The sequence below is a fragment of the Marinifilum sp. genome (assembly GCF_965230805.1).
GTDB lineage: Bacteria > Bacteroidota > Bacteroidia > Bacteroidales > Marinifilaceae > Marinifilum.
Genome location: NZ_OZ246019.1, coordinates 4,572,407 through 4,586,053, shown reverse-complemented (window position 1 = coordinate 4,586,053; position 13,647 = coordinate 4,572,407). Strand labels below are relative to the sequence as shown.

General features: G+C 34.1%; 9 protein-coding genes. 4 read left to right on the top strand and 5 right to left on the bottom strand.

Features of this window, described 5'->3' with window-relative positions:
* The first annotated feature begins 68 nt into the window (after positions 1–68).
* Together rimO and ACO05S_RS17875 are read left to right on the top strand one after the other, a co-directional pair.
* The gene (rimO, locus tag ACO05S_RS17880; protein ID WP_421919381.1) at positions 69–1,367 is read left to right on the top strand and encodes a 30S ribosomal protein S12 methylthiotransferase RimO; all 1,299 of its coding nucleotides are present in this window, start codon (positions 69–71) and stop codon (positions 1,365–1,367) included.
* Positions 1,368–1,599: 232 nt separating this feature from the next.
* On the top strand, positions 1,600–1,989 hold the full coding sequence (locus ACO05S_RS17875; protein WP_421919380.1) for an HU family DNA-binding protein: 390 nt from the start codon (positions 1,600–1,602) through the stop codon (positions 1,987–1,989).
* A 108-nt stretch (positions 1,990–2,097) separates the two neighbouring features.
* Here ACO05S_RS17875 and tpx read toward each other — a convergent pair whose 3' ends face one another.
* The gene (tpx, locus tag ACO05S_RS17870; protein ID WP_421919379.1) at positions 2,098–2,613 is read right to left on the bottom strand and encodes a thiol peroxidase; all 516 of its coding nucleotides are present in this window, start codon (positions 2,611–2,613) and stop codon (positions 2,098–2,100) included.
* A gap of 118 nt (positions 2,614–2,731) precedes the next feature.
* The gene (locus tag ACO05S_RS17865) at positions 2,732–5,230 is read right to left on the bottom strand and encodes an ATP-dependent Clp protease ATP-binding subunit (RefSeq protein WP_421919378.1); all 2,499 of its coding nucleotides are present in this window, start codon (positions 5,228–5,230) and stop codon (positions 2,732–2,734) included.
* A 300-nt stretch (positions 5,231–5,530) separates the two neighbouring features.
* Here ACO05S_RS17865 and gyrA point away from each other — a divergent pair, with 300 nt between their 5' ends.
* Positions 5,531–8,032, top strand: coding sequence for a DNA gyrase subunit A (gyrA, locus tag ACO05S_RS17860; RefSeq protein WP_421919377.1), 2,502 nt, complete (start codon positions 5,531–5,533; stop codon positions 8,030–8,032).
* Positions 8,033–8,133: 101 nt separating this feature from the next.
* The gene (locus ACO05S_RS17855) at positions 8,134–9,303 is read left to right on the top strand and encodes a tetratricopeptide repeat protein (protein WP_421919376.1); all 1,170 of its coding nucleotides are present in this window, start codon (positions 8,134–8,136) and stop codon (positions 9,301–9,303) included.
* A gap of 109 nt (positions 9,304–9,412) precedes the next feature.
* Here the strand turns inward: ACO05S_RS17855 and ACO05S_RS17850 are convergent, their stop codons facing one another.
* The 3 genes from ACO05S_RS17850 to ACO05S_RS17840 all read right to left on the bottom strand — a co-directional run bounded on the left by ACO05S_RS17850 (position 9,413) and on the right by ACO05S_RS17840 (position 13,568).
* Positions 9,413–11,017 carry a hybrid sensor histidine kinase/response regulator gene (locus ACO05S_RS17850; protein ID WP_421919375.1) on the bottom strand — a complete coding sequence of 535 codons (1,605 nt, stop codon included), beginning with the start codon at positions 11,015–11,017 and terminating at the stop codon, positions 9,413–9,415.
* 120 nt (positions 11,018–11,137) lie between these two features.
* A complete protein-coding gene (locus tag ACO05S_RS17845; protein WP_421919374.1) occupies positions 11,138–12,235 on the bottom strand; it encodes an FIST signal transduction protein in 1,098 nt (365 codons plus the stop codon).
* A 163-nt stretch (positions 12,236–12,398) separates the two neighbouring features.
* Positions 12,399–13,568 (bottom strand): adenylate kinase, encoded by a 1,170-nt coding sequence (locus tag ACO05S_RS17840; protein WP_421919373.1) that lies wholly within the window; start codon positions 13,566–13,568, stop codon positions 12,399–12,401.
* Positions 13,569–13,647: the final 79 nt, after the last annotated feature.

Genomic DNA, 13,647 nt, shown 5'->3' with positions numbered 1-13,647 from the left:
ACATGAGCGGAAAAAAGAGTAAAATATCCTATTTTTGCCAAAATTTAATTTCAGATAAGAAGATTTGTATGAGTCAAAACAAAATCAATATCATAAGCTTAGGTTGTTCAAAAAACCTGGTCGACACCGAACTGTTAATGAAACAACTCGATGCAAACCAGTTTGCTGTTACTTGCGAAGAAGAAAATAGCGATGCCAAAATCATTATCATTAATACTTGTGGATTTATTGGAGATGCCAAAGAGGAATCGGTGGATACCATTCTACAATATGTAGAAGCCAAAAAGGATGGCCGAATCGACAAGCTTTTTGTTATGGGATGCCTATCAGAACGATACAGAGAACAGCTGAGCGAAGAAATACCCGAGGTTGATAAGTATTTTGGAAAATTCGATTGGAAATCAATGGTAAAGGAGTTGAATAAAGATTATATGCCAGACTTTCAAAATTTGAGAATGGTAACGACTCCAAAGCATTTTGCATATCTTAAAATTTCTGAAGGATGTAATCGTTCATGTTCATATTGTGCTATTCCAATAATTACAGGGAAACATATTTCTCGTCCTATAGAAGACGTGGTTGAAGAGGCCAGAAATCTGGTAAAAGGTGGTGTAAAAGAACTTTTGGTCATTGCCCAAGATCTGTCTTATTATGGTATTGATTTGTATAACGAATCGAAACTTGCCGAACTGGTAAATGAACTATCTAAAATAGAAGACCTGCTGTGGATCAAATTGCATTACGCATACCCAACACAATTTCCTTACGGGATATTGAAATTAATGCGCGAGAATCCCAAAGTTTGCCGATACCTCGATATAGCTCTTCAACATTCGAGTGACAACATGTTAAAATTGATGCGAAGAGGCATAGATAGAGATAAAACGGTTGATCTTATCAAAAAGATACGTGAGGAAGTGCCAGGAATAACTCTTCGAACCACTATGTTAGTTGGTCATCCGGGTGAAACAGAGGAAGACATGGAAGATCTGAAAAAATTTGTCCAGGAAATGAAATTTGAACGCTTAGGGGTGTTTCCATATTCGAATGAAGAAGATACCTATGCTGCAATTAACTACTGTGACAATATATCAGAAAAAGAAAAGGAGAGAAGAAAAGAGGAAATTATGCTAATCCAACAAGATATAAGCATGCAGGCGAATAAAAAGCGACTTGGTCAGGTTCTAAAAGTTATCATCGACAGAAAAGAAGGCGATTATTTTTACGGAAGAACCGAATTTGATTCCTACGAAGTAGATCCTGAAGTATTAATTAAGGCAGAAAGCGGAAACCTGCAAATTGGAGAATTTTACAATGTACAGATTACCGATTGTGAAGATTATGACCTGTTCGGAATAGTAAAGTAAACTTAGTTATTACATATTCTCATACTAAAAACCATCTGCAGAAATACAGGTGGTTTTATTTTTTTCTATTTAAAAATACTATTTTAATATATATTAATGTGGTTGATAATATATATTAAAAGTATTTTAAATATATGTTATTTATATTTTTGATATATATCAAAAATTACTAAATTAACAATGTTTCAAACCGATTAATCTTATTAATTGAAAAGAATTAAAGTATTAGAATATGACAATAAAGTATAAAGCGGTAAAAATGAATTCGCCTTTAAAAAAAGAGGGTAAAAAGGAGCAATACTATCCTAGAGTGGCTGGCAGACAAAAGAAAGGTTTAAAAGATATTGCCAAAAGTATATCGCAGGCATCTTCCTTTAGCACGATAGATGTCATCGGTGTATTAGAGGCATTTACAACTGAAATTCCTTATTTTCTAAAAGATAATTGCAGTGTGGAATTAGGTGATTTAGGAACGTTTTCCTTACATGTTAGTGGCGAAGGATCAGATGAAATTGAAGAAGTGAATGCGTCAAAAATTAAAAGTGTAAAAATGGCATTTCGCCCTAGTGTAAGGGTAAAAAAAGATTTAAAAAAGGTTGATTTTAAAAAGGTTAAAAAGTGAGTGTAAAAAAAGGGAACTTGTGGAGTTGTTTACTGTATGGTTCTCAACAATCAGCGCACAAAAAAAGCTCCCGAAAGAGCTTCATTATAATTTTGCAACTGTTTTAACTTATACCAATGATTTTGCAACTTCCAGTGCTGTATCATAATTAGGTTCTTCAGTCATTTCTGCAACATATTCAACATGCTTTACTTCGTTGTTTTTATCAATTACAACAACACCACGAGCTAATAAACGCAATTCTTCTACAACGAAACCATATTTGTAACCGAAATCACACTCTTTGTGATCTGATAAGGTTATCAGATTTTCGATTCCCTCAGCACCACAGAAACGGCCTAAAGCGAAAGGAAGGTCATTTGATAATGTAATGATCTGGATATTCTTATCTAAAGAAGCTGCTTCTTTGTTAAATCTGTGAGTTTGTGCAGAGCAAACACCAGTATCGATAGAAGGGAAGATTGATAAAACCTTTACTTTTCCATCAAAATCGGAAAGTTGAACCGGAGCTAGATCTTGTCCTAAAGCGGTAAAGTTATCTGCTTTCATGCCAGTATTTATTTCAGTTCCTACTAAAGTCATTGCATTTCCTGCGAATGTAACTTTGTTTTTGTTCTTTTGCATAATTATGTAATTTATTGTTTCGATCAAAGATAGAAATTGTTTTTAATTATTCTAAATAAACAGATTAAAAATATGGGAAAAGGACACAAAAAAACCGGAGATTAACTCCGGTTTTAATTTACTCAATTGCTTTTTGAGCTTTTAATATTTTTGTAGTGATTTTTTGTTTCGATTTGTCTAAACCTACCGAAATTGTATCACCTTCCATTATACTTGTTTTAATTATAACTTCAGCCATTTCATCTTCAAGGTATTTCTGAATAGCACGTTTTAATGGTCTGGCACCAAATTGAACATCGTATCCTTTTTCTGCAATAAAATCTTTTGCGGCAGTCGAGATTTTGATGTTATAACCTAAATCGTTGATTCTTTTGTATAACCCATTTAGTTCGATATCAATAATCTTATGAATATCTTTCTGTGTTAATGAATTAAACATGATTAAATCATCAATTCTATTCAAGAATTCCGGAGCAAAAGCTCTCTTAAGTGCCTTTTGGATGATGTTGTTGGCATAATCATTAGAATCATTTCCGCCTGTTTGGAAACCAATTCCTTTTCCAAAATCTTTAAGTTCGCGACTACCAATATTAGAAGTCATGATAATAATAGAATTTTTGAAATCAACTCTTCGCCCTAAACTGTCGGTTAACTGTCCATCATCCAGCAATTGAAGAAGAATATTAAATACGTCAGGATGAGCTTTTTCAATTTCATCCAACAGAACAACCGAGTACGGTTTTCTTCTCACTTTCTCAGTAAGTTGTCCGCCTTCCTCATAGCCAACATATCCTGGAGGTGCTCCAACCAATCTTGATACGGCAAATTTTTCCATGTATTCACTCATATCAATGCGAATCAAAGCCTCAGAACTATCAAATAAATATTCGGAAAGAACTTTCGCCAATTGAGTCTTACCTACTCCGGTAGGACCAAGGAATATAAATGTTCCAATTGGTTTATTAGGATCTTTTAGTCCTGCTCTGTTGCGCTGAATAGCCTTTACAATTTTAGCAATTGCATCGTCCTGACCAATTACTTTTCCTTGTAGTTCGTCATCCATTTTAAGCAGGCGAGAACCTTCAGCTTGGGCAATTCTTTTTACAGGAACTCCAGTCATCATTGCCACAACCTCGGCGATATCTTCTTCGGAAACTTTTTCTTTTTTAAGACTTATTTCCTGTTCCCACTTGTCTTTTTCTTTGTCAAGATCTTCAGAGAAATTCTTTTCCTTATCTCTAAAGCTTGCTGCCAATTCAAACTTTTGAGCTTTTACAGCCTTTATTTTACTTTGGCGAGTCTCTTCAATTTTCTTTTCCAGTTCTTCAATAATCACAGGAACGTGAATGTTTGAGATATGAACACGAGAACCGGCTTCGTCCAATGCATCAATGGCTTTATCCGGAAGATATCGATCACTGATATACCTTGATGTTAACTTCACACAAGCTTCAATTGCTTCTTCGGTATAGTACACATTGTGATGATCTTCATACCGTTCCTTAATGTTATTCAGAATTTCAACGGTTTCTTCAGAGGATGTTGGTTCTACCATCACTTTCTGGAACCTTCTTTCCAAAGCACCATCTTTTTCAATATTCTGGCGATATTCATCTAAAGTAGTTGCACCAATACATTGTATCTCACCTCTTGCCAAGGCAGGTTTAAGCATGTTTGCGGCATCTAATGATCCTGTTGCACCTCCGGCACCAACAATTGTGTGGATTTCATCAATAAATAAAATAATATCGCTTGTTTTCGACAACTCATTTAGGATGGCTTTCATTCTTTCCTCAAATTGTCCACGATACTTTGTACCTGCCACAATTGATGCTAAATCAAGTGTAACAACTCGTTTGCCAAATAAAACTCTAGAGACCTTTTTCTGAACAATCCTAAGAGCAAGTCCTTCTGCAATGGCAGATTTACCCACGCCAGGTTCTCCAATTAAAATAGGGTTGTTCTTTTTACGACGGCTTAAGATTTGAGCAAGGCGTTCAATTTCTGTTTCACGTCCAACAATTGGATCTAAAGTGCCTTCTTCGGCCGATTTGGTAATGTCAATACCAAAATTGTCAAGAACCGGAGTTTCTGATTTTCCGCGAGCGCCAGTACTTTTTGATCCACCCGACATGCCACTTTTTCCTTCACGTTCTTCCGATGGATAGTCGGCCTGCGCTTTAGGGAAAAGGGTTTTTAAATTCTCTTTTACTTTATTGTAGTCGATTGTTTGTCCTTCAAGAAATTGAGTAACCATACTATTGTCATCTTTCAAAATGGCAAGAAGCAAATGGCTAGTGTCAATTGTGTTATTTTTTAAGGCTTTGGCCTCTAAATAAATTAGTTTTAAAACTCTTTCTGCTGAACGTTGTAAAGGAATGTTGTTTTGATCCAAATCAGTAATAGCATCTGATTTGATCTCCTTTTCAATACTTTTTCTGATGTCGTATAGATCAACACCCAAAGAGATAAGGATATCAACAGCAATACCTTCACCTTCACGAAGAATTCCTAAAAATAAATGTTCGGTTCCAATAGCACTGTTGCCAAGCCTTTCGGCTTCTTCTTTGCTGTATGAAAGAACATCTTTAATACGAGGTGAAAATTTTGAATCCATATAGTAGTTTTTTAATTAAGTTCTTACTATTGCAAATATTCGACTTCATTTTTTTGTCGATTTGATTAAAGCAACATTAAAGTAATGAAAAAATATTAGATAAAGCTTTTTTTCGGCATCAAATTTCAATTAAAAACTCAATCGAAATAGGAACCAAACTAGAAATCAAGCTGTAAAGAAAAATGCATTAATATTTATCTTAATCTACTCTTAAATATAGCTACTTTTCTTACGCAAAAATCACAGATTTTGTTACTTTTGTAGTTCTGAGAAAAGTTTAGAATTTTAAATTAATTATAGATGACTACGGGAGAAAGAATTATACGTATCAACATTGAGGAAGAGATGAAATCTGCCTATATCGATTATTCGATGTCAGTTATTGTTTCCAGAGCCTTGCCAGATGTTAGAGACGGCTTAAAACCAGTTCACCGAAGAGTACTTTTCGGAATGGGTGAGTTAGGTATCACAGCTAATAAACCGTACAAGAAATCAGCAAGAATTGTTGGTGAGGTATTAGGTAAATATCACCCACATGGGGATAGCTCTGTATACATGACTATGGTTCGTATGGCTCAGCACTGGTCTTTGCGTTACCCTTTGATTGACGGACAAGGTAACTTCGGTTCTGTTGATGGCGATAGCCCTGCAGCGATGCGTTATACAGAGGCACGAATGGGTAAAATTGCAGAAGAAACTTTATCTGATTTAGATAAAGATACTGTTGATATGGTTCCTAACTTTGATGAATCATTAAAGGAGCCAACGGTACTACCGACCCGTATTCCTAATCTTTTGGTAAATGGAGCATCAGGTATTGCTGTGGGTATGGCAACAAACATGCCACCACATAATTTATCTGATACGATTGATGCGATTGTGTCTACCATTGATAATAAAGAAGTAGAAATGGATGAGCTGATTCGCATCATGAAAGCTCCGGATTTTCCTACTGGTGGAACAATTTATGGTTATCAAGGTGTTAAAGAGGCCTTTGAAACAGGTAAAGGTCGTGTGGTTGTTCGTGCCAGAACAAATATTGAAACAGACGAAAAAGGTCGTGAGAAAATTATTGTAACCGAAATTCCATACATGGTTAATAAGGCTGAGCTGATTATGAAAGCAGCTGATTTAATCAATGATAAAAAAATCGATGGCATTTCAAATGTTAACGATGAATCGGATCGTACAGGAATGAGAATTGTTTTCGACTTGAAAAGAGATGCGATTGCAAATGTTGTATTGAATAAACTATTCAAATATACACAAATGCAAACTTCTTTTAGTGTGAATAATATTGCACTTGTTAAAGGTCGACCTAAGCTGCTTAACCTCCGTGACTTAATTGATAATTTTGTAGAGCACAGGCATGATGTGGTGGTCCGAAGAACTCAATATGAATTAAGGCAAGCTGAAAATAAAGCCCACATCCTTAAAGGATTGATTATTGCATTGGATCACATCGATGAAGTAATTGCATTGATCAGAGGTTCTAAAACTCCTGAAGAAGCTAAAAATGGCTTGATGAGTAATTTTGAGCTGGATGAAATTCAAGCAAAGGCTATTCTTGATATGCGTTTGCAGAAGCTTACTGGTTTAGAGCGCGAAAAGCTGCATGCTGAATATGATGAATTAATGAAATTGATTGATCACTTGAATGCGATTCTTGCCAATGAATCGATGAGAATGGATATCATTAAGGAAGAGCTGACGGAAGTAAAGGCAAAATATGGTGATGAAAGAAGAACTGATATTGTTTATGCTTCGGAAGAATTTAATCCTGAAGATTTTTACGCAGATGAAGAAATGGTGATTACTATTTCTCATATGGGATATATCAAACGTACTCCATTAGCAGAGTTCAAGACTCAGAATAGAGGAGGGGTAGGTTCAAAAGGATCAATTACCCGGGAGGAAGACTTCCTTGAGCACATGATTATGGCTACAATGCATAATACCATGTTGTTCTTTACAGAAAAAGGAAAGTGTTTCTGGCTTAAGGTGTACGAAATTCCGGAAGGAACAAAGCAGTCGAAGGGTAGGGCAATTCAAAACCTATTGAATATTGAACCCGACGATAATGTGAAAGCATATATTAATTTACTGAATCTAAAAGAGGAAGAATATATCAACAATAATTACATTGTTCTTTGTACGAAGAAAGGTGTAGTGAAGAAAACTCCTCTTGAGGCTTATTCTCGTCCTAGAATTAATGGAGTAAATGCAATTACGGTTCGTGAAGGCGATCAACTTCTTGAAGCAAAATTAACTAATGGAAAGAATGAGATTCTAATTGCTGTAAAATCAGGTAAAGCTATTAGATTTGCTGAGAATCAGGTTCGTTCGATGGGTAGAACAGCTTCCGGGGTGAGGGGAATTACTTTAAAAGATCTAGATGATGAAGTTGTTGGCATGATTTGTGTCGAAAATGGAGACGAGGATATTCTTGTTGTATCAGAAAACGGTTATGGTAAGAGATCTAAGATTGATGATTATCGAATTACCAACAGAGGTGGTAAGGGTGTAAAAACAATTAGTATTACAGAGAAAACCGGAGAATTAATTGCAATTAAGAATGTTACTGATGACGACGATTTGATGATCATTAATAAATCAGGTATCACCATTCGTTTGGCAGTTTCGGATCTAAGAGTTATGGGACGTGCAACTCAAGGAGTGCGTTTAATAAACTTAAGCAAGAAAAGTGATTCAATTGCAGCTGTGGCTAAAGTAAACTCATCTAGTGAAGATGAAGAAGGAAATGAGGCAAAAGATCAGCCAATTGAGGGTAGCGAAGAATAACATTTGATACTTAGAATAATTATAAAGTGATTAATCTTGTGCGAAATATCAAAGAAAGATTTATTTTTGTTCGGGATTGTTATAAAAACTAAACATTGATTATGAGAAAATTATCATTCATTTTGGTTATGCTTATATGCGTTTCAACAGTATTCGCACAAAAAAGCAAAGTAACTGGAGCTCAAAATTATCTTACTTCAGGGAAGATAGATAAAGCGAAAGAAGCTATTGATCAAGGAATTCAAGACGAGAAATGTGTTAATTATCCAAAAGCATACCTTGTTAAAGGTAAAGTGTACCAAGGAATTTTTGAAAGTCCGCTTCCTGCATATAAAAAATTAGAAAAGAATCCTTTGGATATTGCATATGCTGCATATTTGAAAGCTTTGGAATTGGATGCAAAGGGCAAGATGCTTAAGCCGGTAAAAGCGCAAATGACGAACATGATTCCGAATTACACAAATGAAGCTGTGAACCGTTATAATAATGGGGATTTTGCTGGTGCATTGGATGCTTTCGAAAAAGTTCTTGAAATTGAAGCTATGGATATGTTTAAAGAAAACTCAGTAGTGGATACTGCGGTTATTTTTAATGCAGGTATGGCGGCTCAAAAATCTGAAAACTATGACAAAGCAATTAAGTATTACAAGCAATCCATTGATTATAACTATGGTGGTGCTAAATCATACGCTAATTTATCACATGTACTTAAGCATGCAGGTAAAGAAGAAGAGTCGGTAAAATTTTTGCATAAAGGTTTTGAATTGTTTCCAAATGATTCTTGGATGTTGGTGGAGTTGATCAATTACTACATGATGGGTGGAGAGCCACAAAAAGCAGATGATTATCTTAACAAAGCAATTGCATTAGATCCAAATAATGGTTCTTTCTATCGTGCTAAAGGCACTTTATTTGAAAAGACTAAGGAGCTAGATAAAGCTGAAGAAATGTATAAAAAGGCTTTGGAATTAAGTCCAGACGATTTTACTTCTCAATATAACTTGGGTCTTTTAAAGTTGAACGAAGCTATTGCAAAGCACAAAGAGGCTAACGAAATTATGGATGCTAAGAAGTATAATGAAGCAATTAAAGTAGTTTATACTGAATACGAAAAAGTAATTCCATATTTCGAAAGGGTTCTTGAAATGCAGCCAGGTGAGAAAAACTCGCTGATTACTTTGAAAGAATTATATTTCAAGTTGAGGAATGAAAAAGAAGATTACCTTGAAAAATACAACGAAGTTAAGACTCAGTTAGACGGTATGGAATAATTAGATATTTAAAGGGATCAAATCCGATCCCTTTTTATTTATATATAAAAATAACATAATGTGAATTATAGGACAAATATATAAACTCTCTGGCATTTGCTTAAGTTCCCTATGTTTTCTTTAAATACTCTTGAAGTATCTTCATCAGTTTCCTCGGATCAATAGGTTTGGATATAAACTGATCAGCACCAGCCTTTAAACACTCTTCGCGCTCACTATTCATTGCATAAGCAGTTTGAACAATTACTGGAATTGTTGCGTTCACATTTTTTATCTGTTTAATGGCTTCCATGCCATCAACTTCCGGCATTCTGATATCCATTAATACCAGATCTATGCGAGGATTATTGTGATTGCAAATTTGGATTGCATCTTTACCGTTTTTAGCCCAGATTACAGTAGCATCTGTTAACTCAATTATTGCATTTAGGTAATTAAAGTTTGACTTAACGTCTTCAGCTATTAGTATATTTTTCTCTGAATATTTTAAATTCTCAATAGCATTTAAATTTCGATCTGATTTAGAAGTCAAACTATTTAATAGATCCATTTGTATTTTTCCACTTCCTGATAGTCTAAAATAAAAGTTAGTGCCCAAGTCTTCTTCTGAATCAAACCATATTTCTCCACCTAACAAATGGATCAGCTTTTTGCATAAGGTTAGTCCAAGTCCTGAACCCTCAAACTTTCTGTTGGCTTCATAATCCAATTGTCTGAAAGCCTCAAAAATACTGGCTTGTTTTTCTTTTGACATACCAATTCCGGTATCTCTTATGTAGAAAACGGGAATAGAATTGTTATCAATGTAATAACCTAATTCAACTTTACCACATTTAGTAAATTTAAGTGCATTGTCTAACAAGCTATCCAGAATTTGCAATACTTTCTCTCTATCAGATTCAATTTGTAAGTCTTCAGAGTTAACTGGAAGTACCAATTTGAACTCAATTTCAGGCTTGTTTACAATTTGTGAATGTAAATAGGATTCTACCTCTCTTAAAATTGCGTTTATATTAAAGAAATCAAGTGTAAAATTCAGCTGATTGGAATCCATTTTTGAGACATACAATAAGTTGTTAACCATTTTCATTAACTTACTGCTACTGCTCAAAATATTTTGGATAAACTTATTTTGATCTGCTTTATCCAGATTGTTTTCTTTTAATAAGTTAGAAAAACCAATTATGGCATTTAATGGAGTTCTGAATTCATGACTAATATTGGATAAAAATGCTGATTTTAGCTCATTAGATTCTTCCGCTACTTTTTTCGCTTTTTCCAATTCCTTTTGTGTTTTGGAAATTGTAATTAAATCTAAGGTTGATTTTTCGTGAAATAAACAAGCTTTAACCGAAACCGCGAATTTATTAATTACGTTCTTTAACTTTCTCTGTTCAATTTGGTTCCATACTTTAACTTTTGCCGAAGAGTATAAAACCAGAAAACCCAAATCCTGTAATTTAAAAAAGGTAATAATGCCTCTCTCCTTTTTTTTAAAACTAATTGCATCAGCAACTTCGGAAGTCAACTGAATAGAAAATGAATCTGAATCCTCGAAACACTGATCTAAAAAATTTGAATCAGAAATGAGAGTTTGACTTAACTTGATTTGAGGCTGAGAATAAATAACTGTATAGCCTGTTGTTTTTGGTGAATATGGTATACTGTAGTTTCGTATCCACACACCACCAAATTCGAGGTTTTTTCTTGACATTAAGGTGTGCAAAAATTTTTTACAGTTCTCTTTTTTATCTAACGATTGCCCTACAGATAAAGAAAGTTCATATAAAAAAGATATATCAGTAATTAAGCTATTTGTGTTCATTGAAAAAAATTAATAGGCTACTCCTAAAACAATTGATTTATTTAACAGTTCCAAATATCCTTTGCCACTAGAATATATTTCTCCGATTGATAAAGCACCTTCCAGCTCACAATTAGGAAAATGCTTTAAAAGTTCAGAATTAAATCCTTGTAATTCTTCATCAAACTTCTCTTTTAAATGATTTACACGAGAAATACAGGTAAAAAGAACTGCAATGGGTGCATTTTGAGATTCTTCTAAACAGTTAGATATCATTTTTTTGGGTATGTCATTTAGTTTCTTCTCTTCAATGCTTAAAATATCAACTAAAGAATTTTCTGGAATATTGCCCACACAAATTATATATCCATCTTTATTTACTTCCATCGGATCTCTTACAATATAGTCTCTTTCTTCTTTAAAAAATCCAAAAGGAAAATTAACAGAGTATTTAAAAAAGTTCTCTTTTGTTAACAAGATGTTTTGAGAGTCTTTTAAACAGCGACTGTAAACATCAAAAGCATTTTCCCAATTTAATTCTTTAATGAGGTTTTTTTCTGATCTTGTTACGATAAAAGGGCCTATTGATTTTTTCCATCCATGTTTGGCATCCATTTTTGTTTTTGCTGACAAAAACACTACAATTGTTCCTGTGTTATAAACTCCATCGTTATTTATTAAAATGCCATTTGTATTTGTCCGCAGTCGACCAACACCTCCTCCAAAAAACCTTACATTGTTTCCCAAATGTGTAAACAAAGTCATTAGCTGTTCCGAAGCAGATTCCGAGAGTCCATCTATTAAAGTAAATGCCGTTGTAAAGTTATGATCCTGATAATCTGAAAACTTATTAAGAAATTCAGTTTCGGAATTAAAATATATTGTAACAAGTTCAAAATCAACTTTTTTTATGACAACTCCTTGCTCTGATGTAATGTTCTTGTGAATGACTTTAGGAAAGATTCCTCCATTAAAAAGAATGTTTTTTCTATTCAGATTTGCTACCAAATCATTTAAATTTACATCACATTTTTCACCAATCAGAAGTAATAATTGAGACTTCTCAGAAGTAAAAAGTTCATTTATTCCAGAAATTATATCATTTAAAGTAGGATTTTCCAGAAACATATGATGTAAAGAAGATTGATAATAATTACAATTTTAACAAATTATAGCTATCTGTTAAGATCAGATTTGACCAAATGACCTAATGAGCCTGTCAAGCAATGATATTCTTATTTGTCCAAAAAAAAACCGACTTTGTAAAATGAAACAAAGTCGGTGGATTAGTTTATCTAATTTTTTTGAAGGAATCGAGAACAGCTTGGCTTAGCCTATCGGCTATTTTATCTTCTTCTCCTACTCCATCTACCAATTCAATTTTATTTTGCTTTATATAATACTCACTAACTTTTGAACTGCGTTTCTCATGCTGTTCTAATCTGTGAATTATAATATCTGTATCAGCATCATAAGCGCGTTTACTTTGCGTTTTGCTACGGGCAGTTAATCTTTTAATTGACTCTAAAGTTGGAACATTTAAATTAATTGCAGTGGTAACGGTAGATTCTAGTTTTCTTAGCAAACCATCCAGAATATAAGCTTGAACAATGGTACGAGGAAATCCTTTAAATATAAATCCATTGGCATTTGGATGCTTCCTTATTTGGCGTTCGATAAGTTTAATGGCAATTTCATCGGGTACGATATCCCCTTTTTCTATATAAGTTTTAGCATTCTTACCCATTTGCGTGCCTTTCTTAATTTCTTGACGCATTAAATGCCCTGTCGAAATGTATACCAAGTTAAATTTTTCAGCTAGCTTTCGACCTTGAGTTCCTTTTCCTGATCCGGGAGGGCCAAGAAGAACCAGGTTTATCCACGATTTTTCCAGAGTTTGATCGATAACATTGGTTAAACGGTCAAATATTTGATTAATACCTCCCATTCCATCAATTCCATGATAGATTTCCTTTTCCTTATAAAAGTTAGCTACAGGAGCAGTTTTGGTATCATATTCTTTAAGACGCACATTAATAACTTCATCAGTATCATCAGGTCTGTTTTCTTTTGTCGCCCTCTCTAGCAAACGATTGCGCAGTTGATCGGCAGGAACCTCCAAACTTAGCATGCAATCTAGTTTGGTATTCATCTTAAGAAGTAATCCTTCCAGAATGTATGCCTGAACTGTTGTACGAGGAAAGCCATCAAATAAAAATCCATTTACTTCGGTATTTGTTTTAATTCGTTCTTCAATAATTTGAACGATAATTTCATCAGGAACCAGTCCCCCTTTTTTAATAATATCTTTAGCTTGAAGCCCAAGTTCGGTACCTTCTGCAATTTCGCTACGAAGGATATCACCAGTAGAAATATAAGCTAAATTGTATTTTTCTACTAGCATTTTCGATTGGGTTCCTTTTCCGGCACCTGGAGGGCCGAATAATGCAATATTTAACATTTGGTTATATTTATGTTGTTTACTTCAGTCAAGATTCAAAATTAGTAAATTTTAAGCTACATCCGTATTCTTCGAACGA